At 73.0% G+C, this 24249-nt stretch carries 23 protein-coding genes, 2 tRNA genes and 1 riboswitch; of the genes, 14 read left to right on the top strand and 11 right to left on the bottom strand.

Features of this window, described 5'->3' with window-relative positions; translation table 11 throughout:
* Window positions 1-23 precede the first annotated feature (23 nt).
* Window positions 24-1559, top strand: a complete 1536-nt coding sequence (locus ACIRGB_RS03580) for an amino acid permease (protein ID WP_403858262.1) — start codon at window positions 24-26, stop codon at window positions 1557-1559.
* 117 nt (window positions 1560-1676) lie between these two features.
* Window positions 1677-1749: transfer RNA gene (locus ACIRGB_RS03575), tRNA-Lys, on the top strand.
* 171 nt (window positions 1750-1920) lie between these two features.
* Here ACIRGB_RS03575 and ACIRGB_RS03570 read toward each other — a convergent pair.
* The 5 genes from ACIRGB_RS03570 to ACIRGB_RS03550 form a co-directional block, all read right to left on the bottom strand.
* Entirely contained in the window at window positions 1921-2817 is an 897-nt protein-coding gene (locus ACIRGB_RS03570; RefSeq protein WP_403858260.1) for a JmjC domain-containing protein, read from the bottom strand.
* 16 nt (window positions 2818-2833) lie between these two features.
* Window positions 2834-3355: a hypothetical protein gene (locus ACIRGB_RS03565; protein WP_403858258.1), complete on the bottom strand. Its 522-nt coding sequence runs from the start codon at window positions 3353-3355 to the stop codon at window positions 2834-2836.
* A gap of 71 nt (window positions 3356-3426) precedes the next feature.
* Window positions 3427-3666, bottom strand: a complete 240-nt coding sequence (locus ACIRGB_RS03560) for a DUF397 domain-containing protein (RefSeq protein WP_104635179.1) — start codon at window positions 3664-3666, stop codon at window positions 3427-3429.
* Between the two features lie 123 nt (window positions 3667-3789).
* Window positions 3790-4245, bottom strand: coding sequence for a hypothetical protein (locus ACIRGB_RS03555; RefSeq protein ID WP_403858256.1), 456 nt, complete (start codon window positions 4243-4245; stop codon window positions 3790-3792).
* Between the two features lie 235 nt (window positions 4246-4480).
* The gene (locus tag ACIRGB_RS03550; RefSeq protein ID WP_403858254.1) at window positions 4481-5683 is read right to left on the bottom strand and encodes a helix-turn-helix domain-containing protein; all 1203 of its coding nucleotides are present in this window, start codon (window positions 5681-5683) and stop codon (window positions 4481-4483) included.
* Between the two features lie 80 nt (window positions 5684-5763).
* Between ACIRGB_RS03550 and ACIRGB_RS03545 the strand changes: the two genes are divergently transcribed.
* Together ACIRGB_RS03545 and ACIRGB_RS03540 are read left to right on the top strand one after the other, a co-directional pair.
* On the top strand, window positions 5764-6432 hold the full coding sequence (locus tag ACIRGB_RS03545; RefSeq protein WP_403858252.1) for an HAD family hydrolase: 669 nt from the start codon (window positions 5764-5766) through the stop codon (window positions 6430-6432).
* Between the two features lie 75 nt (window positions 6433-6507).
* Window positions 6508-6753, top strand: a complete 246-nt coding sequence (locus ACIRGB_RS03540) for a hypothetical protein (RefSeq protein ID WP_403858250.1) — start codon at window positions 6508-6510, stop codon at window positions 6751-6753.
* A 6-nt stretch (window positions 6754-6759) separates the two neighbouring features.
* Here ACIRGB_RS03540 and ACIRGB_RS03535 read toward each other — a convergent pair whose 3' ends face one another.
* Window positions 6760-7407 carry a CatB-related O-acetyltransferase gene (locus ACIRGB_RS03535; protein ID WP_403858248.1) on the bottom strand — a complete coding sequence of 216 codons (648 nt, stop codon included), beginning with the start codon at window positions 7405-7407 and terminating at the stop codon, window positions 6760-6762.
* Between the two features lie 101 nt (window positions 7408-7508).
* On the opposite strand from ACIRGB_RS03535, the gene ACIRGB_RS03530 reads away from it, so the two are divergent.
* The 3 genes from ACIRGB_RS03530 to ACIRGB_RS03520 are packed head-to-tail and all read left to right on the top strand — an operon-like array spanning window position 7509 to window position 8948.
* Complete coding sequence (locus ACIRGB_RS03530; RefSeq protein ID WP_403858246.1) at window positions 7509-8162, top strand: TetR/AcrR family transcriptional regulator; 654 nt, start codon at window positions 7509-7511, stop codon at window positions 8160-8162.
* A gap of 39 nt (window positions 8163-8201) precedes the next feature.
* Window positions 8202-8558 (top strand): hypothetical protein, encoded by a 357-nt coding sequence (locus ACIRGB_RS03525; protein ID WP_403858244.1) that lies wholly within the window; start codon window positions 8202-8204, stop codon window positions 8556-8558.
* Between the two features lie 6 nt (window positions 8559-8564).
* Window positions 8565-8948 (top strand): hypothetical protein, encoded by a 384-nt coding sequence (locus tag ACIRGB_RS03520; protein WP_403858242.1) that lies wholly within the window; start codon window positions 8565-8567, stop codon window positions 8946-8948.
* On the opposite strand, the gene ACIRGB_RS03515 is transcribed toward ACIRGB_RS03520, so the two are convergent.
* Entirely contained in the window at window positions 8929-9891 is a 963-nt protein-coding gene (locus ACIRGB_RS03515) for a MerR family transcriptional regulator (RefSeq protein ID WP_403858240.1), read from the bottom strand. The genes ACIRGB_RS03520 and ACIRGB_RS03515 overlap by 20 nt on opposite strands.
* 150 nt (window positions 9892-10041) lie before the next feature.
* Here ACIRGB_RS03515 and ACIRGB_RS03510 point away from each other — a divergent pair, with 150 nt between their 5' ends.
* The 5 genes from ACIRGB_RS03510 (at window position 10042) to ACIRGB_RS03490 (ending at window position 15241) form a co-directional block, all read left to right on the top strand.
* Window positions 10042-11172, top strand: a complete 1131-nt coding sequence (locus tag ACIRGB_RS03510; protein WP_403858238.1) for a dihydrofolate reductase family protein — start codon at window positions 10042-10044, stop codon at window positions 11170-11172.
* Between the two features lie 67 nt (window positions 11173-11239).
* Window positions 11240-11313 (top strand) — tRNA-Met (locus ACIRGB_RS03505).
* 185 nt (window positions 11314-11498) lie between these two features.
* Window positions 11499-12725, top strand: a complete 1227-nt coding sequence (locus ACIRGB_RS03500; protein ID WP_403858236.1) for a PP2C family protein-serine/threonine phosphatase — start codon at window positions 11499-11501, stop codon at window positions 12723-12725.
* A 224-nt stretch (window positions 12726-12949) separates the two neighbouring features.
* A riboswitch (cyclic di-AMP (ydaO/yuaA leader) is annotated at window positions 12950-13106 on the top strand.
* A gap of 11 nt (window positions 13107-13117) precedes the next feature.
* The gene (locus ACIRGB_RS03495; protein ID WP_403858234.1) at window positions 13118-14161 is read left to right on the top strand and encodes a M23 family metallopeptidase; all 1044 of its coding nucleotides are present in this window, start codon (window positions 13118-13120) and stop codon (window positions 14159-14161) included.
* A 135-nt stretch (window positions 14162-14296) separates the two neighbouring features.
* Window positions 14297-15241 (top strand): aldo/keto reductase, encoded by a 945-nt coding sequence (locus tag ACIRGB_RS03490; RefSeq protein ID WP_403858232.1) that lies wholly within the window; start codon window positions 14297-14299, stop codon window positions 15239-15241.
* Window positions 15242-15277: 36 nt separating this feature from the next.
* On the opposite strand, the gene ACIRGB_RS03485 is transcribed toward ACIRGB_RS03490, so the two are convergent.
* Both ACIRGB_RS03485 and trmB read right to left on the bottom strand, forming a co-directional pair.
* Window positions 15278-16684 (bottom strand): PrsW family intramembrane metalloprotease, encoded by a 1407-nt coding sequence (locus tag ACIRGB_RS03485; protein WP_403858230.1) that lies wholly within the window; start codon window positions 16682-16684, stop codon window positions 15278-15280.
* A gap of 10 nt (window positions 16685-16694) precedes the next feature.
* Window positions 16695-17531 (bottom strand): tRNA (guanosine(46)-N7)-methyltransferase TrmB, encoded by an 837-nt coding sequence (gene trmB / locus ACIRGB_RS03480; protein WP_403858228.1) that lies wholly within the window; start codon window positions 17529-17531, stop codon window positions 16695-16697.
* Window positions 17532-17656: 125 nt separating this feature from the next.
* Here trmB and ACIRGB_RS03475 point away from each other — a divergent pair, with 125 nt between their 5' ends.
* The gene (locus tag ACIRGB_RS03475) at window positions 17657-18067 is read left to right on the top strand and encodes a Dabb family protein (RefSeq protein WP_403858226.1); all 411 of its coding nucleotides are present in this window, start codon (window positions 17657-17659) and stop codon (window positions 18065-18067) included.
* A 21-nt stretch (window positions 18068-18088) separates the two neighbouring features.
* On the opposite strand, the gene lhgO is transcribed toward ACIRGB_RS03475, so the two are convergent.
* Together lhgO and ACIRGB_RS03465 are read right to left on the bottom strand one after the other, a co-directional pair.
* On the bottom strand, window positions 18089-19291 hold the full coding sequence (lhgO, locus tag ACIRGB_RS03470) for an L-2-hydroxyglutarate oxidase (RefSeq protein ID WP_403858224.1): 1203 nt from the start codon (window positions 19289-19291) through the stop codon (window positions 18089-18091).
* 76 nt (window positions 19292-19367) lie between these two features.
* Window positions 19368-20789 carry an MFS transporter gene (locus ACIRGB_RS03465; RefSeq protein ID WP_403858222.1) on the bottom strand — a complete coding sequence of 474 codons (1422 nt, stop codon included), beginning with the start codon at window positions 20787-20789 and terminating at the stop codon, window positions 19368-19370.
* Between the two features lie 712 nt (window positions 20790-21501).
* Between ACIRGB_RS03465 and ACIRGB_RS03460 the strand changes: the two genes are divergently transcribed.
* Window positions 21502-23619: an asparagine synthase-related protein gene (locus ACIRGB_RS03460; RefSeq protein ID WP_403858220.1), complete on the top strand. Its 2118-nt coding sequence runs from the start codon at window positions 21502-21504 to the stop codon at window positions 23617-23619.
* The last annotated feature ends 630 nt before the right edge of the window (window positions 23620-24249 follow it).

Here is a 24249-nt window from a genome sequence, read left to right as displayed (position 1 = left end):
GCCGCGAGGGAATTGCTGGGGGCATGACAGATGACGCCAAGGCGAGTGGGCTGTCGGACGAGGAACGGCTGGCCCAGCTCGGCTACACCCAGGTGCTGGCCCGCCGCATGTCGGCGTTCTCCAACTACGCGGTCTCCTTCACGATCATCTCGGTCCTGTCGGGCTGCCTGACCCTCTACCTCTTCGGCATGAACACGGGCGGCCCCGCCGTCATCACGTGGGGCTGGGTCGCCGTCGGCCTGATGACGCTCTTCGTCGGCCTGGCGATGGCCGAGATCTGTTCGGCGTACCCGACCTCGGCGGGCCTGTACTTCTGGGCGCACCGCCTGGCGCCCCCGCGCACGGCGGCGGCCTGGGCCTGGTTCACGGGCTGGTTCAACGTGCTGGGCCAGGTCGCGGTCACCGCCGGCATCGACTTCGGCGCCGCGTCCTTCCTCGGCGCCTACCTGAACCTGCAGTTCGACTTCGAGGTGACGCCGGGCCGCACGATCCTGCTCTTCGCGGCCATCCTGATCCTGCACGGCCTGCTGAACACCTTCGGCGTCCGCATCGTGGGCCTGCTGAACAGCGTGAGCGTGTGGTGGCACGTCCTCGGCGTCGCGGTCATCGTCGGCGCGCTGACCTTCGCGCCCGACCACCACCAGTCGGCGTCCTTCGTCTTCGGCGAGTTCGTGAACAACACGGGCTGGAGCAGCGGGGCGTACGTCGTCCTCATCGGTCTGCTGATGGCCCAGTACACCTTCACCGGGTACGACGCCTCCGCCCACATGACCGAGGAGACGCACGACGCGTCCACGGCCGGTCCGAAGGGCATCGTCCGCTCCATCTGGACCTCCTGGATCGCGGGCTTCGTCCTCCTCCTCGGCTTCACCTTCGCCATCCAGTCCTACGACGGCGCCCTGACGTCCCCGACCGGTGCGCCGCCCGCGCAGATCCTGCTCGACGCCCTCGGCGCGACGGCGGGCAAGCTGCTGCTCCTGGTCGTCATCGGGGCGCAGCTCTTCTGCGGGATGGCGTCGGTGACGGCCAACAGCCGCATGATCTACGCCTTCTCCCGGGACGGCGCGCTGCCCTGGTCCCACGTCTGGCACTCGGTGAACCCGCGCACCCGCACGCCGGTCGCGGCGGTCTGGCTGGCGGCCCTGGCCGCGCTGGTCCTGGGCCTCCCGTACCTGATCAACGTCACGGCGTACGCGGCGGTGACGTCGATCGCGGTGATCGGCCTCTACATCGCCTACGTCATCCCGACCCTGCTGCGCGTCCGCAAGGGCGCCGCCTTCGAACGCGGGCCGTGGCACCTGGGCCGCTGGTCGCGGCCGGTGGGCGTGATCGCGGTGACGTGGGTCGGCGTCATCACCGTCCTGTTCATGCTGCCCCAGGTCTCCCCGGTCACCTGGGAGACCTTCAACTACGCGCCCGTCGCCGTCCTGGTCGTCCTGGGCTTCGCCGCCACCTGGTGGCTGGCCTCGGCCCGGCACTGGTTCCTCAACCCCGACCACGCCCGCACCCGCGCCCGCGCCGCCGCCCGGGCGAGCGCCCCCGAGCCGGTGGACCCGTAACCCGGGGCAGTCACGCCCCCGACGCGGCCGTGACCCCGATACCCGATCGGCGTCCCGGCGGCGTCGGGCTATGCTCGGTGTGGCAACATCACGCGACACCGCGCGAGACACCGCCTGGGGCCCTTAGCTCAATTGGCAGAGCAGTGGACTTTTAATCCATTGGTTGTGGGTTCGAGTCCCACAGGGCCTACCGGCCGGACCCCAGCTCACAGTTGGAATGAGCTGGGGTCTCGTCCGTTTTGACCCCCCTCGTGATCGCTTGCTGGCCCGTCGCTGGCCCGCCCGAGAGCTGGGGGAGCTGACGCGGCGCGGAGCGGCTGGGCGGACAGGACACACCGCAGCGACCGCCAGCCCGTCCCCGTCAGGTGCTGTACTCCTGCGCGGTCAGGGCCGCTCTCCGTACGCGAGCCGCCGCTGCTGGTATGTCGAGCGTGTCAAGGAACGCGGCGATGGCCTGCTTGGTCTCGGCCAGCCGTTCGGCGAGGGCCGGCAGCTCCAGCTCAGCGGGGAGGAGCACGCGGCGGAACTCCGGCTGATGGACAGCCTCCGCGAGCAGTTGTTCGGCGAGCCACAGGGGCGTGCGCTCCCGGATGGCGAACGTGAGGTGCAGGCTGGGATCGCTGTGATTCAGGGCATGCGGGTTGTGGACCCAGCCGCGAGGCAGCAACAGAGTCTGTCCGGCCGCCAGCTCGACCGTCAGGTCGGGGCCAGCGGCCTCCCATGCGGGGATGAAGTCCTCGCGCCACACTCGGAACGACTCGTTGAACTCGCGCATCGGGGACTCAACGGGCGGCTTCCACAACTGCCAGGTCTTGGTGCCGGACACCTGAACAATGACGGCCATCTGCTGATCCCAGTGATGCAGCAGTCCTTGCTCGCCCCCGGGGGTCAGGAAGGCGTGCATGTAGTTCGAGTAGCCGGTCTCCCGCTGAATGTCCTGGGAGATGCGGTGGAAGGCAGGCAGCCAGCGCTGCAGATTTCCGAAGCGGATCGTATAGCCCTGATCCCGCAAGCCGCTCAGCTTGACCGGGTCGGTGCGGCCGTTCGTGAGGAACGCTGCCCGGTTGGAGGGCCCCGCCTTGATCACGGCGACCTCGTCAGGAGGCGCACAGCCGGTGTCGACCAGCTCGTTGAAGTAGTCCAGGCTCAGGGCCTCGTCGACCTCGGTCAGTCCGCGGTCGTACACGCGGGGCTGATCGGCCCAGGCGGACAGGAGGCCGGCTACGCCCTCGGCGGGCAGCAGTAAGCGGAGGGACATGATCTCTCCTCACAGATCACGAGGGGGGCAGGGGACACGTGATATTCGAGTGATGGAGGTTCGGGCAGCACACGACCTGAGCGGCAAACAGGGAGCGGGAAGGCGTCCAGTGGACCCAGGAGACATCGACGCCTCGCGGGAGCACGTTGAGGGCATAGTCGAGCTTCACGTCGAGCCCGACATACGCCTGCCCTCCATCCGTCCGCTCGAAGGGCGGGCTGCTGACGTACTGCTCCTTCAGCCACTTTGTGGCGTCGGCGGCGTCCGTCCAGGTACGGGCCCGCGCGGCCTGCCCGCGCTTCAGCAGCCAGTGCCCGGTCATCAGCGGAGGCAGGGACCCGTTGGTGAACTCGCTGGCAGCCTCTCGGTATCGGTCGGCGCAGGACGCACCGGGGTCGGGCAGGATCTCGTGTGCGGGCCGCCTGTTGCCCTCGTTGAAGTAGTTCGCGGGTGACCCGGTCCAGGGGCCGAAACCGTGCCAGTGGCCCGTCCAGGACTGGCTGCTCAGACTCACTCGTTCGGGTGCGGTAACGGTCATGAGATCCCTTCAGTGACGGTCCGCCCCGCGCGCAGGGCGGACCGTGGTGGGCGTGAAGGTGGGCGGACAGCCTAGAGCGCGAGGCCGCGGTTCCGGGCCCACTCGATGGCGAACGAGTCGAGCTCCGCGCCGGTCATGCGCAGCTCGCTGCCGTTCGCCTCGGCCTTGGAGTCGCCGACGGCGTACGCATCCACGGCGCCCGCCAGCGGCACGGTGGTCACGCAGGTCTCGTTGTCGCCACCGAGGTTGCCACCGCACCACTTCCGGGTGGACGCGTCGGCTGCCGACAGCGCGTACAGGTTCTGCTGCATTACTTGCCTCCAGTGTCTGGGTTGTCTCCTGCGGAGAAGCGGTCTCCGGCCGCTGAGCAACCCGCCCCGGGGCTCTACCTGTCCAGGGTTGGGGCCCGGGGCGGGGGCTTCGGGGTCCCCCCGCTACGCCGGTCTCTCTTCGTCCGGCTGCTCGGTCAGCTGGTGCCGGCCGACGGCGATGAGGCGGGCGACAGCGATCGGTGCGCACAGCGTGGCCATCGACGGCATCGGCACCGCCCAGTACGACGCGTACGTCCGTCGGTCGAAAGCGGTGAGGTCGACGCGCGGCACGCCCAGGTAGGTGTGGCGGCCGAGGCAGTCGACGTCCACCACACGCCAGTCGTCGACCGCCTGGTGCCACGTGGTGGGGGTGCTGGCCGGGACGAGGGCGTAATACCGGTGGCCGTGCGGGTCGCAGATGACCGGGCCGCCGCCGAGGGCCTCGCCGAGGACCGCGTCGACCTCAGGCGAGGGGCCGGTCCCGCCAGTGACGGCGAGCACCAGGCGCTGTGGCAGACGGACTGCGGAGAACAGTGTGCCCAACGGCAGCATCGTGAGTCCGTGCTCCTGCCACTCCATCCGGGCCCGATCTTGGTGCCGGACTGTCGACAGCAGCCAGCGAGACGCGGCCAGCTGACGGTCGCCCGCTGGATGCACCAGTACGCCCGGTCTTGACTCGACAGGACAAAGTGCCCGTTCGTTGGTCATGATTACGCCTCTACGGTCATCGCGGTCTGTCTCAGAACCGTGACCGTATGTAGGTGTTGACCGGTCCACCCGAGCTGTGAGTTCGGGTGGACCACGGGCTCGTCCTTTAGACGAGACCGATCCGCTCGGCCAACTGCTCGGCCTGACGAGCGTGCATGCCCCGGGCGCGTCGGATAACCGTAAGCACCAGTTGGCGGGCGAGGGGGGTGCGCGCAAGGTCTTCAGGGGCGAGAGTTTCCAGGTCGCGGAGGGCGAGCAGTGCGGCGGCGTCGTCGCGGCGCTGAGAGTGACAGGCCGCGACCTCCAGGCCGAACGTGAACTCCCGCTCCCGGCTGGGCAGGCCGCTGGTGTCGATGGCGTCCGCAGTGTGCAGAGCCTCGCCGGTCTCACCGGCCTCCATGTCGATGGACAGGGCGTGCAGTGCGACGTTCGTCGGCCCGAATACGGTCCAGGCCACGTTGCTGTCGTCCGGCACCTGCCGGGCGGCCTTCGCTGCTTGCTGCGTCAGCCGGTCCCGGGCCTCCCACCACCGGCGGCGCCGGGCGGACCCGACCACAGCGACAAGCTGGAGAGCCCCGACCATGGCGGCCTGCTCGGTCTCGGGCATCGTCGTGGCGGCGACCTGCTCGGCGGCGCGGAGCGCCAGTTCCTCCGCCTCAGCGGGCTGGCCAGCAGCGAGGAGGACGTGGCCCAAGTTCCACTGCGCGGCGGCGATACGGAGCGGATCGTCGGCGTCCTCGGCGGCGCGCTTGGCCCTGTCGGCGGCGATGGTGGCGAGGTCGACTCGGCCCGTGCGCCGCAGGTACGAGCGGAGCAGGCAGTAGAGATCGGCGGCGGCACGCAGTACGGCCCGGCGCTCGGCTGGGTCGGTGCTGGCTCGGGCAGCCCGGGTGGCGTGCTCGACATCGGTGACCAGGTCTGGCAGCGTCTCGGCGGCCTCCGTGAAGCGATTGCCGCTGGTCTGCCAGGACTGCCAGGCGGCCTCCACCCGGTCCCGCAGCACGGCCGAGGGCACGGGTCTTGTGCCGCGGGCGGGGCCGTATCCGAGGAAGGCCCGGCCGACCGCTGCCTTGGCGGTGTCCGCCGCCTCCTCGGTCGCGGGCGCCTGCTCTGACAGCAGCGCTGCGGCCGGCACCCCCAGCTCCTGCGCGAGCGCGTAGAGGATCGGCAGCGACGGGACCTTCAGGCCGCGTTCGATCTGCGACAGGTAGTCGGGACTGATGCCGACCAACCCGGCGACAGCGTCCTGACGGCGCCCGCCGCGGTGGTGCCTGATCCGGTCCCCGATGGGGAGGTCTGCTGCAACCATCGCCCGCTCCTTGCTCGGTCCTCTGAGCGTAGGGTGCCCGAAGCGTGGGGACCCCGTTGTTGCAGAGAGAGGAGGCGTCGGTGCCGGAACTGGTGCTGTGGGACATCGACCACACTTTGATGGCGACGCGCGGGGTGGGCGGTGAGTTGTGGGCCGTGGCCTTCGAACAGGTGACGGGCCTGCCGTTGAGAGAGCAGGCGTCGGTGACGGGGTCGACGGAGCGGGTCATTCTGCGCGAGACCACGCGGCTGCACGGTGTGGATTACGACGAGGCGCTGTTCGCTCGATTCTCCGATGCGCTCGGTGCGGTGCACGTGCGACGAGCGGGCGAGTTGCGCGAGCGCGGACACGCACTGCCGGGTGCCGCTGCGGCGCTGGCGGCCATCGAGGAGCGCGGGGTGCGGCAGTCGGTAGTGACTGGCAACGTACGTGTGGCCGCCGAGGTGAAGCTGGCGATCTTCGGTTTGGACAGTTATGTGCTCCTTGGCGAGGGAGCGTTCGGCGAGGACGGTGAAGGGCGGCCGGAGCTGCTGCGCAAGGCGCTCACTCGGGCGGGCGTGACCGCGAGTAAGGCTGTGTTCCTTGGGGACACCCCGGCTGATGTGGAAGGCGGGCACGCGGCAGGTGTGCGGGTCGTGGCAGTCGCCACGGGGAAGACGCCTGCTGCCGAGCTGCGGGAGGCCGGCGCCGATGTCGTGCTGGACAGCCTGGCCAACACAGCGCAGGTACTGAAAGCCGTCCTGGCGTGACGAAACGGTTGTCACCGCCCAAGAAGCTTCGGCTCTAGTGGTCGCTGCGACACCTCAGCTCAAGGTGCGCGATTCGTGGCGGCCCGGCGTGAACCGCGGGGCGCCGGGCGCGGCAAGCGGGTGGCAGGCCCGGAGGACATGGCCGACCTCGCGAAAGGGACCTACGACGGGAACATGTGCCGCTTCGAGATCGCGTTCGACCGCGCCTTCACCTTCGAGCACATGGACGAGCGGCTCAACCACCAGAACGCGGAGTTCCGGCAGTCGCGCTCACGGTCCGTCGCGGGAGCCCAGCGTCTTCTCGGCAACGGGGGAACCTGAGGTCGATCAGCGCCGAACGGCGGCGGCCTGCTCCAGTTCCGTGACGGTGCCCGACATGATCGTCCGGACGTGCTCGGTGATGTGCTCCAGGGGCCAGTCCCACCAGGCCACCGCGAGCAGCCGCGCGATGTCCCGCTCCTCGTGGCGCGTGCGGATCAGGCGGGCCGGGTTGCCGCCGACGATGCCGTAGTCGGGCACGTCGCTCGTCACCACGGCCCCGGTGGCGATGATCGCGCCGTGGCCGATGTGGACGCCGGGCATCACGGTGGCGCCGTTGCCGAACCAGACGTCGTGGCCCACCACCGTGTCCCCGGGGTTCGGCAGGCCGGTGAGCAGGTCGAAGTGCTCGGCCCAGGAGCCGCCCATGGTGGGGAAGGGGAAGGTGGACGGGCCGTCCATGCGGTGGTTGGCGCCGTTCATGAGGAAGCGGGTGCCGGTCCCCAGGGCGCAGAACTTCCCGATCACCAGCTTCTCGGGCCCGTAGTGGTAGAGCACGTTGCGGGTCTCGAAGGCGGTCGCGTCGTCCGGATCGTCGTAGTAGGAGAACTCGCCGACCTCGATCAGCGGGGACTTCACCAGGGGCTTGAGCAGCACGACCCGGGGCTGTTCGGGCATCGGGTGGAGCACGGTGGGATCGGCGGGGAGCGCGGGCATCGGCAAGGCGGATCCTCTCGGCGGATCACTAGTGCGACAGGTGTAGCGTTAGGAGGGTCGCACGGTCCAGCCTCATCGATCAACCGGACAAGGGACCCCCGATGACAGACCCGACGGCCCGGACAGACCCGACGGACCCGACAGCCATGACGCCGGAGCGCCGTCCGGGTGGTCGTACCGCCCGCATCCGCGCCCAGGTCCTCGACGCGGTGCGCGCCGAACTCGCCGAGGCCGGGCACGAAGGGCTCACCGTGGAGGGCGTCGCCGCCCGCGCGGGGGTCCACCGCACCACGGTCTACCGGCGTTGGCGCGACGTGGGCGGGCTGCTGGTCGACGTCATCGACGCCGCCGGGGAGACGGACTGGCAGCCGCCGGACACCGGCTCCCTGCGCGGTGATCTGACCGCGCTCAACCGGGAGATCCAGGAGTCCCTCGTCGTACGGCCGTCCTTCGCCGTCGCCCTGATGGCCGCGTCGTTCCACTCCGAGCAGGCCGCCCGGGCCCAGACGCGCCTGTGGGCGGACCGGTACGCCCAGTGCGAGGTCCTCGTGGAGCGCGCCGTCGAGCGCGGCGAACTCCCCGCACGGGACGTGGACGCCCGCGGCCTGCTGATCGCCGCCACGGCGCCGCTCTACCACCAACTGGTGCTCCTGCGCGCCGATCCCGACCCGCGCCTGCCGGAACGGGCGGCGCGGGCCGCGGTGCTGGCGGCCGCCGCGGGCGCCTTCGCTGTCCCCCGGACCGAGGGTGAGTGACCCGGGGGCCCGTCACACCGGCGGGTAGAGTCCTCCGGCATGAGCACAACTCCGCACGGTGCAGGCCGGGTTGACCTTCGACCCCGTCGAATGACCCCGCGCCGCCTCGGTGCCGCCGCCGCGGTCTACGGCGTGTTCGTCGCGGGCTGGTACCTGGGGCAGCCCGTGACCCCGGAGTGCCAGGCCGACCAGGCCGCGATCGACCGGGCCGCCGAGCGGTACCGGACCCAGCCGCCCCCCACGCCCGCACCGATCGTGGGTCCGGTCTCCGACTCGCTGGTGGTGGGCAACGACAACGTGATGTCCCTGACGTATACGTCCTACGCCGTGGCCTGCACGAACGACATGAGTGAACGGCCCCGTCTCGGCGCGTGGTTCGAGGGCGACTGGAGGTAGGGCCGGATGCCCGCCTGGATCACCCCGCGCCGCCTCGGGGTCGTCGCCTTCCTGTACGCCGTCTTCCTGGCCGGGTGGTGGCTCGGTCAGCCGGTGCGGTCCGACGGCTGCCTGGAGGACAGGCACGCCGCCGCGTCGGACGATCGCCCCGCCCCGGTGGAACCGGCCGACCCCGGGCGGTACTTCGTCAGCCTCGGCCTCGACTTCGGCCTCCTCGACTGGGCCGACGACCTGGACGGCCGCCGCGACGGCGAGTACGGCCCCGGCGACCAGGAGTACGAGGTGCGGTACGGCTCCGGGTCGTACCCCACGTCCGGCGCGGACCACACCTTCTGCTCCTCCACGAGGCGCGCCCGCCTGCTCGCGTGGGTCAACGGCGACTGGGGCTGACCCGGCCGCCGGACCGGCGCAGTGCCGTGATCATCCAGGGCTGGAAGGGCAGATGACCGGGGATCACCTGCCAGTCGTTGACCGCCCAGACCAGGCGCCAGTACCGCTCGACGAGCGGGTCGTGGCCCGCCTCGAAACGCCCCGCCAGCCACTCCCGCAGCTCCGGACCGTCGGCGCGGCCGAGTACGGCGGCGAAGCGCTCCGCGACGGTGTCGACCACCGGGACGGCGTCGGCGGCCGCCGAATCGATGCCCGCCTCCCTCGCTTCGGCGACGACCCCCCTGACGAAGGGGACGAGCTCGGCCGCCTGCTCGGAGGCCACCCCCGGCAGCGCGTCCTCGTCGGCGGGCGGGAACGCCGCGTCCGCGATGCGCGCGCGGAAGTCGTCGTCGGCGATGAGTTCGGCCAGCTCCACCCATGCGGCGAGCCGGGTGTCGGAGGGCTCGTCGGGAAGGTCGGGCAGGGCCGTACGCAGGACGGCGGCAGCGTCGCGGGACCGGGGCGTGTCGGCGCCGAGGCCGGCGATGAAGTCGGCCACCATGTGCCGTCGTTCGTCGGCGGTGAGCCGGGTGAGCCGGTGCATGAGAACGGTCTCCTCGGGACTGGAGCCGCGCCGGGCGACGAGCCGCAGCATGCTGTGGCGCAGCCGCAGGGCGCGGATCTGGAGGGCGGTGGCGTCGGCGTGCGCGGCGGCGACCTCGGCGACGGAGAGACCGCCGTCCAGGACGCGGCGGACCGTGGCGAGGTCGACGTCCAGCTCCCGCAGTACGCCGATGAGGTGAAGCCGGTCGAGGGCCGCGTCGTCGTAGCGGCGGTATCCGGCCGGGGTGCGGTCCGTGGGCGGCAGCAGTCCGGTGTCCGAGTAGAACCGGATCGTCCGGACGGGAACGCCGGTACGGGCCGACAGTTCGCCGATCGAGTACGGGGGCATCGCGCCGTTCATGGGCCCACCCTGCGGTCTCCAGCCACTGGCGAGTCAAGCCCGCGCAGGCTTCGGCTCCTCGTCGTTGGCGTTCCTTGCCGGACCATGACCGACAATGGCGGCACTCCACGCCCAGCCCGCCCGTCCGCCCGCACCACCGGAGAGCCACCCATGCCCCTGCCCCACGTCCTGCTCTCCGCCGCCGTCTCCCTCGACGGCTACCTGGACGACACCGGCCCCGACCGGCTCCTCCTGTCGAGCCCCGCCGACTTCGACCGGGTCGACGAGGTGCGGGCCTCCGTGGACGCGATCCTGGTCGGGGCCGGCACGATCCGGGCCGACAACCCGCGGCTGCTGGTGAACTCGGCCGAGCGGCGGGCGGCCCGCACCGCGGCCGGACGGGCGGAGTACCCGCTCAAGGTCACCGTCAGCGGCGGCGGCGAACTGGACCCGGCGGCGCGGTTCTGGCACACGGGCGGGGAGAAGGTGCTGCTGACCACGGACGACGGTGCCCGGCGGGCCCGCGCGCTCGGCATCGGTGCCGAGGTCGTGTCCCTGGGGCCGGTGCTCGACTGGCGTGCGGCGCTGGAGTACCTGCACGACCGGCGCGGGGTGCGGCGGCTCATGGTCGAAGGGGGCGGGACCGTGCACACCCAGCTGCTCCAGCAGGAGCTCGCCGACGAACTGCACCTCGTCCTCGCGCCCCTCCTGGTCGGGGACCCGGCCGCGCCCCGGCTGTTCGGACCCGGCGCCTACCAGGGCGGGCGGCTCGCGCTGGTCGAGACGCGGCGGATCGAGGACGTCGTCCTGATGCGGTACCGGCCCACCGCCCCCGGCACCGGCGACCGGGTCGCCGCCGCCGACCGGCACTGGCTGGCGCTCGCCTGTGAGCTGGCCGAGCTGTGCCCGCCGTCGGACACCGCCTTCAGCGTGGGGGCGGTCGTGGTCGCCGCCGACGGGAGCGAGCTGGCGCGGGGGTACTCCCGGGAGGGCGGTGACCCGGTCGTGCACGCCGAGGAGGCCGCGCTCGCCAAGGTCGGTCCCGCCGACCGGCGGCTCGCGGGCGCCACCGTGTACAGCAGCCTGGAGCCCTGCGCCCGCCGCGCCTCCCGGCCCGCCCCCTGCGCCCGGCTGATCCTCGACGCCGGGGTGCGCCGGGTGGTCACGGCCTGGCGGGAGCCGGACACCTTCGTGGCGGGGGCGGACGGGAGCGGGATGCTCGCCGCGGGGGGTGCCGCCGTCGTCGTACTGCCCGAGTACGCGCAGCGGGCGAAGGCGCCGAACCGCCATCTGGAGGGGTAGGGAGCCGGGCGGGAGACACCGATGTGCATTCCGCCCCCGGGATGACGTACAGTGGTGAACACAACGACGCGGGGTGGAGCAGCTCGGTAGCTCGCTGGGCTCATAACCCAGAGGTCGCAGGTTCAAATCCTGTCCCCGCTACTGAAGGCCGAGGGCCGGAATCCGAAAGGGTTCCGGCCCTCGGTGCGTTTCGGCACGCGTCGCGTGTCATCCGGTCGGCCCCTCACCGCTCGCCGCCCGCCCCCGCTCCCGGAAACCTGGAGTCCGGGACGGCAAGCGGCGCGGACGTGCGGGGCGGCGGGAGACGAGTGGTGCGGCCAGGTGACGTGGACGACGAGGGAGCGTACGCCCGAGCCGGCGGCCGACTCCCCGGCGACCCCGTGCCCGACCCGGGTCTCGGCCTCGGCGACGAGCCGCAGCCCCTCTCGGCCCCGGCACCACCACCGCACCGGCGGACCCGGTACGGGCGCGCCTTCGTGCACGCGCTCCCCGTGCTGCTGATCGTCGTCGCCATCCTGTACGACGTCTTCACCCCGAGGTATTTCACCGCCGGGCCCCTCTACACGGCCGCGCCCCTGATCGCCGCCCCGCTCTACTCACGGCGCGGCACGGCGCTCACCGGCGTCGCCGTGGTCGCCGCGGTCATCGGGCTGCAACTCGGCAAGGGCGTCATCCACTACGTCGACTCCCTCACCGAGCTGATCACCATCGCGACCGTCGCCGTGCTCGCCGTCCTCGTGAACGGCATGGTCCGGCGCAGCAGCGAGCGCCTCGTCTCCGTCCGCGAGATCGCCGAGGCCGCCCAGCGCGCCGTACTGCCCCAGCCCGCCGAGCGGATCGCGGGCTTCGAGATCGCCGTCTGCTACGAGGCCGCGCAGGCGGACGCCTTCATCGGCGGCGACCTGTACGCGGTGCAGGACAGCGCCCGCGGCGTCCGGCTCATCGTCGGGGACGTGCGCGGCAAGGGCATGGGCGCGGTGGCCGCCGTCGCCGTCGTGATCGGTGCCTTCCGGGAGGCCGCCGAGCAGGAGGCGACGCTGGAGGCGGTGGCGCAGCGGCTGGAGCGGGCGCTGGCGCGCGAGGGCACCCGGCGCGACGGACTGGACGCCTTCGAGGGCTTCACCACCGCCGTACTGGCCGAACTCCCGCACGGCGACGGGACGGTCCGCATCGTCAACCGCGGCCATCCGCCGCCCCTGCTGCTCTACGCCGACGGCACCCTCGGCCCGCTGCCCGCCCGCGAGTCGGCGCTGCCGCTCGGCATGGGCGAGCTGGGCGTGTGGCCCGACCGGGCGGAGGAGATCCCCTTCCCCGGCGGGGCCACGCTGCTGCTCTACACCGACGGACTGACCGAAGCCCGGGACGCGAAGGGCGAGTTCTACGATCCGCAGGTGCGGCTGACCGGCCGGGTCTTCCGGCATCCGGCGACCCTGCTCGACACCCTCGCCGAGGACGTGCGCCGGCACTCCGGGGGCGGCATGGCGGACGACATGGCGCTGCTCGCCGTACGGCGGCCCCGGCGCGGCGAACATGATCGTTGTCACGAGCCGTGACGGCCCGACACCCCTCCGCATAACGACTGACATACCGTCAGAAAAACCTGGCGTGAAGGGGAATACTGAGACGGGGTCAACTCGCCCGGTTTTCACCGATCGTGAGGCGTACGTCCCAGTCGTTTCCGTTAACGATCAAGAGGAACGGCTTGGAATCAGAGCCCCGCGTCTATTAACGTTCGATAACGCAGCGCGGTCGTCCCAGCCGTCACAGAAGGCGGCTCCGTGCGCACGCGCCGAATCCCGCAAGGGAACCGGGGAACCACCACATTGGGGTGAATCGGGCGTCTGCCGCCGTGTCCGCACGGTCGGCGCACACCCGTAGGAGACCTTCCTGCTCCGAACCCGTCAGCTAACCCGGTAGGCGAAAGGAAGGAAAGGAGTACGCCCACGTGGCGTCCAACCGGCCTGCCCCCGAGGCCCCGTTCGTGCCCGCCGGGCACGGCACCGACACCTTCGGCTACGACGCCCCCCGTGCCGAAGAGGGTCCCTGGGAGGAGTGGAATCCCACCGCGGAATCCATCCGCCCCGTACGCGGCCGGCACCGCGTCGCCAAGCAGCGCGGCGGGCTCGCCCGCAGCTCCACCGTCCTCGGCGTCGGGGTCATAGCCGCCGTCGGCGCGGGCGGCATGGCCAGCGCGCAGACCGGCAAGCCGCCGGTGTCCATCTCCATGCCGGACCTGCCGAACGTCGGCTCACTCCTGCCCGGCGACGACGGGACGCCGGAGCCCGAGGGTTCCGCCACCCCGCTCAGCGGCATCACCCAGGCCGTCGCCGCCGACACCGCGGAGGGCACCGGCACCACCGACGCCGGTGAGTCGCTGCGGGCCCGGATCATGGCGCAGGCCGAGCAGCAGCAGGCGCAGGTCGAGACCAAGGCCGCCGCCGAGGCCCGGGCCGCCGCCGAGAAGAAGGCCGCGGAAGCCGCCGCCAAGGCGGAGAAGGAAGCCCGGGAGAAGGCCGCCGCCGCCAAGAAGAAGGCGGAGGAGGAGGCCGCGAAGAAGGCCGAGGCCGAGCGGCTCGCGAAGCTGGCCAAGCAGTACACGCTGCCGACCTCCTCGTACACCATCTCCTCCACGTTCAACCAGGCCGGTTCCCTGTGGTCCTCCGGCCACCACACCGGCCTCGACTTCGCCGCCCCCACGGGCACCCTGCTCAAGGCGGTGCACAGCGGCACGATCACGTCGGCCGGCTGGGACGGCTCGTACGGCTACAAGACCGTGCTCACCCTCGACGACGGCACCGAACTCTGGTACGCGCACCAGTCGTCCATCAGCGTCAGCGTCGGCCAGAAGGTCACCACCGGTGACGTCATCGGCCGCGTCGGCGCCACCGGCAACGTCACCGGCGCCCACCTCCACCTGGAGGTCCACACCGCAGGCGGCTCGGGCATCGACCCGATGGCCTGGCTGCAGAGCAAGGGCCTCACGCCCTGATCCACCCCGCTCCCCGACCACCCCGCTGAACCCGGCGGTCCTGACGGCAACCCCCCGGCGTCAGGGCCGCCGGTTTGCCGGATTTTTGCGCCTTGGCCGGAATGACCTGCTCCGGTGCGGTCGTTGACGCCCTACATGACTTCTCTGCGCACACTCGGCTCCTCCGGCCTCGAGGTCTTCCCGCTCGCCCTCGGCGGCAACGTCTTCGGCTGGACCGCCGACCAGGACGCCTCCTTCGCCGTCCTCGACGCCTACACGGCGGCGGGCGGCAACTTCATCGACACCGCCGACGCCTACTCCGCCTGGGCCGACGGCAACAGCGGCGGCGAGTCCGAGACCGTCCTGGGCCGGTGGTTCGCGGCCCGCGGCAATCGTGACGACGTCGTCCTCGCCACCAAGGTCAGCCAGCACCCCGAGTACCCGGGACTGTCCGCCGCGAACATCAAGGCCGCGGCCGACGCCTCGCTGCGCCGCCTGGGCACCGACCACATCGACCTCTACTACACCCACTACGACAAGCCCGAGGTGCCGGTCGAGGAGATCATCGGCGCCCTCGACGAGCTGGTGAAGGCCGGCAAGGTGCGGCACATCGCCGCCTCCAACATCTCCGCCGAGCGGCTCGCCGCGTCCCTGGAGTTCTCCGACCGCGAGGGCCTCGCCCGGTACGTCGCCCTCCAGCCGCACTACAACCTGGTCTCCCGCGACACCTACGAGGGCGAGCTGCGCGACCTCGCCGAGCAGGCCGGTCTCGCCGCCGTGCCGTACTACGCCCTCGCGGCCGGCTTCCTCACCGGCAAGTACCGGCCGGGGACCGCGGTGGACAGCCCGCGGGCGGGCGGTGCGGCCAAGCACCTGGAGAGCGAGCGCGGCCGCCGGGTGCTGGCCGCCCTGGACGAGATCGCCGAGGCCCACGACGCTCCGGTCGCCACCGTCGCCCTCGCCTGGCTGGCCGCCCAGCCGACGGTGGCGGCGCCGATCGCGTCCGCGCGCACGGTGGAGCAGCTGCCGGCGCTGCTGGGCGTGGCCGAGCTGAGCCTGACGGCGGACGAGGTCGGGCGGCTGACACGGGCGTCCGCCTGACGCGGGCGTCCGCCTGAGCGGACGGACGGCGCGAACCTACGGCCGGTGCGGGCCGGGCGGCGGGTACGGGGCGCCCGGGTGGGGCGGCGCGTACGGGCCGAGAGGCGCCTGCGGTCCGTAGGGGGCGTACGGGGTGTACGGGAGGTGCGGGGCGTACGGAGCGGGCGCGCTGCGGGGGGCGTACCCGGGGTGCGCCCCGCCGTACGGGTACGCCCACGGCGGCATCGGCCGCGGCACGGGCGGCGGCGGTGCTGTGGCCCGGGCGGCGTGGTCCAGCGCCGGGCGGGCCACGTCCCGCAGGTGCCACAGGGCCTCCAGCAGCGCCCGCTCCCGCACGGTGAAGTCGGCGCCCGCCCGGCCCCGGCGCCCGCGCTGCCTGAGGAACGCCACCGAGGTCGCGCAGGCCTCGTACCGCGCCACCGCCCGCGCCCCTTCCTTCCCGGCGTGCCGGCGGGCGTACTGCCGGGCGATGCGGCGGGCCCGCATTGAGCCGAGCGCGTACGGCTCCGCGGGCGTGAGCCACCCGGCGACGACGTACGCGGGCAGCTCGGCCCGTACGGTGCCCAGTTCGCGCTGCCTGGACCAGATCACCAGCCAGGTCAGCAGGCCGAAGGACGGCACCATGAACGCCGCGTACACGGCGAAGAAGCCGTACTGGCCGAACGCGGCCGAGCCGTTCCACAGGGCGTGCACGCCCATCGCGAGCAGCAGCCCGGCCGACGGGAGCAGCGACCGGCGCACGCGGTGCCGGCCAGCCGAGAGCGCGGCGATGCCGAAGCCGATGCCGGTGAGCACGGTGAACAGCGGGTGCGCGAACGGCGACATCACGACCCGCACGAAGAAGGTCGCCGCGGTGACGGAGGCGATGCCGCTGTCGCCGGTGAGCTGGTCGGTGCCGAAGGCGGTGCCCAGGTACAGGATGTTCTCGGTGAAGGCGAAGCCGGTGGCGGTGACCCCGGCGACGACCACGCCGTCGACGATGCCGGTGAAGTCCCGTCTGCGGAAGAGGAAGACCAGGAGGACGGCGGCGGCCTTGGCGGACTCCTCGACGACCGGCGCTATCACCGTGGCGCCCAGGGTGTCCGCGCCGGCCGGGTCGGCGGTGGCGGTCGCTATCCAGCGGGTCGCGAAGCTGTTGGCGACGATCGCTATCAGCGCCGCCGCGCAGGCCCCCCAGGCGAAGCAGAAGAGCAGGTTCCGCCAGGGGCCGGGGTCCACCCGGTCCAGCCAGCGGAACGCGGCTATGAGCAGCGGCACGGGCAGTACCGCCAGGCCCAGCCCCACCAGGAAGCCCTGCGTGCCGGTCTGTTCACGCACCAGGGCCAGGATCACCAGCCCGGACAGCGCGAGCAGGGTGATCAGCGCGCCGTAACGGACCCAGGGGCGCTGCCACCAGTGCGTATGCCGGTGCGCACGGGTCGGGTACGGGGGACAGGTGGCCACGGCATGGACCCTAACCGGTGGGGGGCAGCTCCTTGTGCTGTACGCGACGGAAGAGCAGGTCGTTCACCACATGTCCCTTGTCCAGTCCCTGGCCCTCGAAACGGGTCAGCGGCCGGTGTTCGGGACGGGGCGCGAATCCGCCGCCGGGCACGGTGTTCTCGAAGTCCGGGTGCGCGGTGAGCACCTCGAGCATCTGCTCGGCGTACGGCTCCCAGTCGGTGGCGCAGTGCACGACGGCCCCCGGGGCGAGCCGGGTGGCGGCCAGGGACAGGAACTCCGGCTGGATCAGCCGCCGCTTGTGGTGCCGCTTCTTGGGCCACGGGTCGGGGAAGTAGACGCGCAGCCCGGCGAGGGAGCCGGGGGTGAGCATCTCGCGCAGCAGGATGATCGCGTCGCCGTTGCCCACCCGGATGTTGGACAGCGCCTTCCGCTCCGCGAGAGCGAGCAGGTTTCCCTGGCCGGGGGTGTGGACGTCGACGGCGAGGAGGTTGGTGTCCGGGTCGGCGGCGGCCATCTGCGCGGTGGCCTCGCCCATGCCGAAGCCGATCTCCAGGACCACGGGGCGGTCGTTGCCGAAGAGTTCGGCGAGGTCGATGACCCGCCGGCCGTCGATGTCCAGTCCCCATACGGGCCACAGCCGCTGCAACGCGTCCGCCTGCCCGGTGGTCACCCGGCTCCGCCGGGGCTGGAAACTCCGGATCCGCCGCTCGAAGTGCGACCCGGCGGGATCGGCCTTCGGGCCGTCGGGGAAACGGGGCTCGCCCTTGGCGCGGACGGGGCGCGGGGAGGCCCCGGCCGAGGGCGGGGGAGCGGCGTCGGCCTCGGGGGCGCGGTGGAAGTCAGACACAATGCGTCGATTTTAGTCCGCGCACGCGGTTGCGATGGCCTATCGAACTAGTTAGAGTCTCTAACGCAAGCGATAGAGCAAAGCCGTATGTCGCACTGTATGCCGCACCGTGGAGGAGAGACGCCGTGATTCACCACCAGATCCGCCTCGCCATGCGCCCCGACGCACCGCAGGACAAGGTCGCGGAGGCGCTGGAGATGCTCCGCAGGATGGGCCGTGAGATCGACGCCGTCGCGTACTGGGCGGTCGGGCGGGACGTGGGCGGCGACTTCGACTACGGAGCGATGTTCGCGGTCGAGGACATCGACGGCTACCGGGCGTACATGCACGATCCGCTGCACCGGCGGGTCGACGAGTTCGGGCTGCCGCTGGTGCGGCACATGGTCTCGCACGACCTGACCGACGACGAGGACCCGGCCACGGGCGAGCGCATCCGGCAGATCCACGCCGAGCGCTTCGCGGGGGACCCGGCCCTCGTGGCCCTGATCGAGGGCCTCGGCTCGTACCAGGGCAGCAGCGCGCCCGGGCGGGACTGAGGGCCGCGCCGGGGAGGTGCGCTAGCGCGCCAGCATCGCCAGCGCCCGGCGCGCCACCTCCCGGCCGATGGGCAGGGACGCGGTCGCCGCGGGTGACGGCGCGTTCAGGACGTGCACCGCGTGGGCGCCCTCCTTGATCAGGAAGTCGTCCACCAGGGTGCCGTCCGCCAGCACCGCCTGCGCCCGCACCCCGGCCGGGGCGGCGACCAGGTCGCCCTCCGCCACCGCCGGGAGCAGTCTGCGGACCGCCGTCGTGAACGCGGTCCTGGACAGCGACCGCCGCAGCTCGCCCGCGCCGTACCGCCAGTGCCGCCGGGCTATCCGCCACGAACCCGGCCAGGCCAGGGTCGCGGCCAGCTCACGGGGGTGCACCACGCCCCAGCCGTACCCCTCGCGCGCCAGCGCCGGCACCGCGTTCGGCCCGACGTGCACGCCGCCGTCGATGCCCCGGGTCAGATGCACCCCGAGGAACGGGAACGCCGGGTCCGGCACCGGGTACACCAGCCCCCGCACCAGCTCCGGTCGCGCCAGCTCGTAGTACTCGCCCCGGAAGGGGACGATCCGCATGCCGGGGTCGTCCCCGGTCAGCCGGGCGATGCCGTCGCAGTGCAGCCCGCCGCAGTTGACCAGGACCCGGGCGCGGAGCACGTCGCCCGCGCGGGTGCGGACGGCGACCCCCAGACCGGGACGCCGGTCGACGCGGTGCACCTCGGCGCCGTAGCGGATCTCCGCGCCGGACGCGCGGGCGAGCTGCCGGGCCACGGCGCCGTAGTCGCAGATGCCGGTGGAGCCGACGTGGATGGCGGCCAGGCCCCGGACCTCGGGCTCGTACTCCTGGATCTGGGCGCCGCTCAGCTCGCGCACCGGTATGCCGTTCTCCCGGCCGCGCTGGACGAGGGCGTGCAGGCGGGGCAGCTCGGCGCGGTCGGTGGCGACGATCAGCTTGCCGGTGACGGCGTGGGCGATGCCGTACTCGGCGCAGAACTTGACCATCTCGGCGGCGCCCCGGACCGCGTAGCGCGCCTTCAGCGAGCCCGGGCGGTAGTAGACACCGCTGTGGATGACGCCGCTGTTGCGGCCCGTCTGGTGGCGGGCGGGACCGGGCTCCTTCTCCAGGACCGTGACGCGGGTGCCCGGGGCGGCGCGCGTGATCGCGTACGCCGTGGACAGGCCGACGATCCCGCCGCCGATCACCAGCACCTCGCAGTCGAACGCCTGTTCCATGTCCCGGTCCACCTCCCGACGTCGATAGTGCACTGCGCCACTGACAACGCCTTCAAACCCGGAAGCGGGCGCCGGGTCAGGCCGGAGTCACCAGCAGGGGGCGGGCGCGCTCGCGCAGCTCCACCACGCGCGGCTCGTCGCCGTACGGCTCCAGGCGGTGCAGGAGGTCCTTCACGTACTCGGTGGTGCGGGCCGAGGAGATGCGGCCGGCCACCTCGACCGCCCGCACGCCCTGCTCGCAGGCCGCGTCCAGGTTGCCCGACTCCAGCTCGGCCACCGCCGAGACGACGAGCCTGAGGCCGTGCGAGCGTACGAACTCCTCCGTCGGTTGCGACAGCGCCTGCTCGGTGAAGCGGCGGACCTGGCGTGGTGCCTTCAGGTCGCGGTAGCACTCGGCCGCGTCGGCGGCGAACCGGTCGTAGGAGTAGAAACCCAGCCACGACGGGTCGCTGTCGCCCGGGCGGGCGCGCTCCAGCCAGCTCTCGGCGGCCTTCAGGGCCGCCCCGGCCGCCACCGCGTCGCCCGCGCGCGCGTGGGCGCGGGCCTCCACCAGGCGGAAGAAGCTCATGGTGCGGGCCGTGGCCAGGCCGCGGTTGCGTTCGAGAGCGGCCTGGGCGAGGTCCACGCCCTCGTCGCCGAAGCCGCGGTAGGTCGCCTGGAGGGACATGGAGGCGAGCACGTAGCCGCCGAGCGGGACGTCGGCCGCCGCGCGGGCCAGGCGCAGGGCCTGGATGTAGTACCGCTGGGCCGCCTCCTGCTGGCCGGTGTCGAAGGCCATCCACCCGGCCAGGCGGGTCAGTTCGGCCGAGGCGCCGAACAGGGCGCGGCCGACCTCGTCGGAGTAGGAGCCGAGGAGCAGCGGGGCCGCCTCGACGCGTAAGCACTCGGGGACCATCGACGAACGCCAGTCGCCGCCGCCGTACTTGGAGTCCCAGCGTCTGGCGTCCTCGGCGGCCTCGCGCAGCTTCTGCACGTCACTGTGGCCGACTTTGAGCGGTGCGCCGGAGCCCTCGGCCGGGCCCACCTCGCGCGCCACCGAGCTGTCGGCCGGGGTTATCAGCCATCGGGAGGCGGGCGTCGCGTAGGCGCTCACCGCGAACGACCCGGCGAGCGACTGCCAGATGCCGCCGCCGGCCCGGCGGCCGGCGAGGTCGAGACGGTACAGCTCGGTGGCGGACCTGACCGCCTGGCCGACGTCCCTCGGGAAGGCGAGGCCCACCTCGGGGGCGGGGTCCGCGTCCGCCAGGCCGATCTCGTGGAGCGGCACCGGGCGGCCGAGCTTTTGGCCGATGGCGGCGGCGATGAGGTGCGGCGCCGCACCCTGCGGCACCATCCCCTTCGACACCCAGCGCGCCACCGACGTCTTGTCGTAGCGAAGCGTCAACCCGCGCTGGGCGCCGAGGTCGTTGACGCGCCGGGCGAGTCCTGCGTTGCTGATTCCCGCGAGGGCGAGAACGGCGCCGAGCTTTTCGTTCGGCCCGCGTTGCTCCCTGGACATGCGCCACCCCTCGACACAGACGGCTGCCGCGCTGGCATAACCACGCGGCATTCGTAAACCCAGCGTAGTTCGCCGCATCCCAGGCGTTAAGAGGCATTGTTCCGGATGGCGGGATTGTGGTCCGTACTCAAGTGCGGTGCATGCACGGTCCGTTGCCGCGTGCTCCCGATGTGTGGCCGTGCGCCCGTGCGTGCGCTCTTCTCCGGCCACGGCGGGAGCGTTTCCATGGGCGGTGCGTGGGTCGGCCCGCTGTACTGGATCCAGTGGGCTGGGGGACGCCGCCGCCTACATCCCCGCGGGCGGCGGACCGGTCCGGGGGGCGAGTCCCGCCCCCCGGACCACGCGCCGGCGGCATGCCGCCCAGAGGTGTGCGGGGGTTGTACGGAGCGTGTTCGAGTGCGGCTGCGTGACGTCGATTTGGCTGAAAATCACCTCTGGTGATTTCGGGGTACTACCGCCCTCACCACGGGAGTTGAGGGCGCGTGGGGGAGCCAAGGGGCGCGTTGCGGGGGCGCATTCGCGTCGTCTTCACCCTCTCCCGGACGGGGTCCAGGGGTGGTGCGAGGGAGCCGGTGTTCTCGCGTGAGTTTCCGCGAGAGCGCCCGCAGGGAGCACACGCGGCTCCGCCGACGCTCTGTGGCGCGCCCTTCATGGCAGCATGGGGAACCAGTTCGTACGGTGCACTGGTTGTCCCCAGCCTGTGGAGGCGTCGATGCGGTGGTTGGTGGGGTGGAGCAGCGCCGCCGTGGGAGCAGCCGGGATCGCCGGGGCGGCCGGCTCCGCGGGGGCCACCGGCTACGACGGTGAGACCGTGCAGCCCGTGGGCGCCCAGCCGTTGTGGGGCGATCCCGATCCGCTGTGGGCCGTCGGCGACTGGCGCCCCGACGAGGTGCGCGTCGTCAGCGCCGACCCGCAGACCCGGATCGCCGTCCTCGGCATCTGCGGTGCGAGCGACGAGCAGTTGCGGGTCGCGCTGTTCGCGGCGCGCGGGGGCGCGTTGCGGCATCTGACGGCGTGGCCCGGCAGTTACACGGCCGTCGTCCAGGTGGGGCGGCGGATCACCGTCTGCGGCGACCTCGCGGGCGCGCGGCCGGTTTTCCACACCCCCTGGGCGGGCGGCACCGCCTACGCGACCGCCGCGCTGCCGCTCGCCGACCTCGTCGAGGCCAACCTCGACTTCGGCCACCTCGCCGCGCTGCTCGCCACGCCCGACGTGCCGGCCGCGCTGGACGACTCCACCCCGTACGACGGCGTGAAGCGCGTTCCGCCGGGGCATGCGCTGATTCTGCGCGCCGGGGCGCGGGAGGTCGCGGGGTACGAGCCGGTGGCCTCGCTCGCCGTCGCGGCGCCGGTGGCGGACCCCGACCGCGCGGTGGACGGTGTGCGGGACGCCCTGGTGGAGGCGGTGCGCACCCGGCTCGCCGCGCCCCGGCACGTCCCCGGGGACGGCATCGACCCCGGGCCCGTTCCGGGCATGGGGCCGGCGGAGCGCCGGGCGGCGCGCGGGATGCCGGTGCCGGGGATCGGGGCCGACCTGTCCGGCGGGCCGGCCTCGGGCACGCTGGCGCTGCTGGCGGCCGGGCTGCCGGGGATGCCGGGGACCGTGCTCGGACACGGCACCGGGGCGGGGGAGCGGCTGCTGGCCGTCACCTTCAACGACCTCGCCGTCGGCGGGCAGGAGCCCGAGCTGGCGCGGGCGGGCGCGCTGGCGGCCAACCCGCGGCTGCACCACGTGGTGGTCACCGGCGGCGAGGACATGCTGCCGTACGCCGCGCTCGACGGGCCGCTGACCGACGAACCGGGCTCCTCCCTGGTCGCCGCCGCGCGGCACCGGGCGCGGCTCGCCGCGGGGAGCGCGGACCACTTCACCGGGTACGGGGCGCGGCAGGTCCTCGACGCGCATCCGGCACGCCTCGCCGATCTGCTCATGGACCGCAAACGGCGGCATCTGGTCCGGCCGGTCGCCGCGCTCGCCCGGGCCGACGGGTCGGTACTGGTCCCCGCGCGCGTGTACGCGGCGGCGCGGCGGCTGGCGCGCACGCCGTACCGGAGCGGCCTGGAGGTGCTCGCCGAGCGGTTGCTGCGCAGACGGTTCGACACGCCGGGCGACGGGGCGATGGACGCCTCGCTGGCCGCGCTGACCTGGGCCGGGGCGGGGCCGGCGGCGCGGTGGCTGACCGGAGAGGCGCTGGCTGAAGTATCGGTTCGCCTCCAGACGTCCTCGCAGCGGTCGGGGGTGGGGCCGGGGCAGCGGCCGGGGGACTTCCGGGCGCGGGCGGCGCTGGCGCGGCACGCTTCGGAGGTGCGGGTGCTGGAGCAGGCCGCGGAGATCCGCTTCCAGCGGCTGCACACGCCGTTCCTCGACAACCAGGTCGTCCGGGCCTGCCGTGCGCTGCCGGAGGCGCTGCGGGTGCAGCCGGGGGCGCGGGCGGCGATCTTGCGGACGGTGCTGGAGGGGGCGGGGGTGAGCGAGCTGCCCAGCGGATGGGGGGCGCCCACCCAGCAGCTGGCGGCCTCCGCGGCGCGGACGGGGCTGCGGGTCGCCGCGGACTCGCTGCTGGGGCTGTTCGACACGCCGCTGCTCGCGGAGGCGGGGCTCGTGGAGGCGCGGGTCGTGCGCAAGGCGGTGCGGGCGGCTGCCGCGGGGGAGCCGTTGCCGCTGGACGGGCTGGCGGACCTCGTCTCGCTGGAGCTGTGGCTCCGTCGTCTCCTCGCCCGCCGCGGCACCTGCTGGACCGGGACCCCGGCCCGCCAACGCGCGGTCCCCGCGGGCATCGCGCCGCAGCGGGGGGCGCTGGGCGGGGCCGGGACGGTGGCGCGGCGGGTCTGACGGGGGCGGGTGCCTGCGGCGCCTGTGCGGGGTGCGTGGGGGTGCGCGTTGCGCGGTGCGTCCGGTGGGTGGGTCGGGGCCGCGCCGGGGGGTGTCCGTCCTCGGAACGGCGCGGAATCGGGTGTTTGCAGAGGTGCGGGGCGTTGACGCGCCAACCGCTGCGGGCGGACACCCCCCGACCCGACCCCTTCCCGCCGTACGCGGCTGCGGCCCGCCAGCCCTCCGGGCCCCTTCCCGCCGTACGCGGCTCTCCCACCGCGTGCGCGTAGCCGCGGGCAGTCGCCACGCTGCTCTAACTGTGGGCCGCTGTGGGCCGCCGTCCCCCGCCCTAGCTGTGGGCTGTCGCCGCGCCGCCCCAGCTACGGGCCGCCGCCGCGCTGCTCTAGCTGCGGCCCGTCGCCTCCCGTCCCGCTGTGGACCGCCGCCCCCGCCCCGCTGCGGGCCGTCGTCACGCCGCCCTAGCTGTGGGCCGTCGCCCCCCCGCCCCAGCTGCGGGCAGTCGTGCCGCTGGGGCGGCACGGGTGGGCGCGGCGGCGCCCCGTTAGCGCCGGGCCGCGCGTCCCACCCCCGCGGCCACAGCCACGCCGGGTGACGAAGGGACGCCGGGTGCCCCCACCCGGCCGCTGCGGC

Origin of the sequence: Streptomyces sp. NPDC102490 (genome assembly GCF_044765285.1) — a bacterium.
Classification (GTDB): Bacteria; Actinomycetota; Actinomycetes; order Streptomycetales; family Streptomycetaceae; genus Streptomyces.
This window is presented reverse-complemented; position numbering and strand designations above follow the sequence as displayed.

Bases quoted from the DNA above. Each gene is read 5' to 3' on its own strand.
- ACIRGB_RS03580 (WP_403858262.1), top strand. From the start codon at position 24: ATGACAGATGACGCCAAGGCGAGTGGGCTGTCGGACGAGGAACGGCTG.
- ACIRGB_RS03570 (WP_403858260.1), bottom strand. From the start codon at position 2,817: ATGTCCCTCCGCTTACTGCTGCCCGCCGAGGGCGTAGCCGGCCTCCTG.
- ACIRGB_RS03565 (WP_403858258.1), bottom strand. From the start codon at position 3,355: ATGACCGTTACCGCACCCGAACGAGTGAGTCTGAGCAGCCAGTCCTGG.
- ACIRGB_RS03560 (WP_104635179.1), bottom strand. From the start codon at position 3,666: ATGCAGCAGAACCTGTACGCGCTGTCGGCAGCCGACGCGTCCACCCGG.
- ACIRGB_RS03555 (WP_403858256.1), bottom strand. From the start codon at position 4,245: ATGGAGTGGCAGGAGCACGGACTCACGATGCTGCCGTTGGGCACACTG.
- ACIRGB_RS03550 (WP_403858254.1), bottom strand. From the start codon at position 5,683: ATGGTTGCAGCAGACCTCCCCATCGGGGACCGGATCAGGCACCACCGC.
- ACIRGB_RS03535 (WP_403858248.1), bottom strand. From the start codon at position 7,407: ATGCCCGCGCTCCCCGCCGATCCCACCGTGCTCCACCCGATGCCCGAA.
- ACIRGB_RS03530 (WP_403858246.1), top strand. From the start codon at position 7,509: ATGACAGACCCGACGGCCCGGACAGACCCGACGGACCCGACAGCCATG.
- ACIRGB_RS03525 (WP_403858244.1), top strand. From the start codon at position 8,202: ATGAGCACAACTCCGCACGGTGCAGGCCGGGTTGACCTTCGACCCCGT.
- ACIRGB_RS03520 (WP_403858242.1), top strand. From the start codon at position 8,565: ATGCCCGCCTGGATCACCCCGCGCCGCCTCGGGGTCGTCGCCTTCCTG.
- ACIRGB_RS03515 (WP_403858240.1), bottom strand. From the start codon at position 9,891: ATGAACGGCGCGATGCCCCCGTACTCGATCGGCGAACTGTCGGCCCGT.
- ACIRGB_RS03510 (WP_403858238.1), top strand. From the start codon at position 10,042: ATGCCCCTGCCCCACGTCCTGCTCTCCGCCGCCGTCTCCCTCGACGGC.
- ACIRGB_RS03490 (WP_403858232.1), top strand. From the start codon at position 14,297: ATGACTTCTCTGCGCACACTCGGCTCCTCCGGCCTCGAGGTCTTCCCG.
- lhgO (WP_403858224.1), bottom strand. From the start codon at position 19,291: ATGGAACAGGCGTTCGACTGCGAGGTGCTGGTGATCGGCGGCGGGATC.
- ACIRGB_RS03465 (WP_403858222.1), bottom strand. From the start codon at position 20,789: ATGTCCAGGGAGCAACGCGGGCCGAACGAAAAGCTCGGCGCCGTTCTC.
- ACIRGB_RS03460 (WP_403858220.1), top strand. From the start codon at position 21,502: ATGCGGTGGTTGGTGGGGTGGAGCAGCGCCGCCGTGGGAGCAGCCGGG.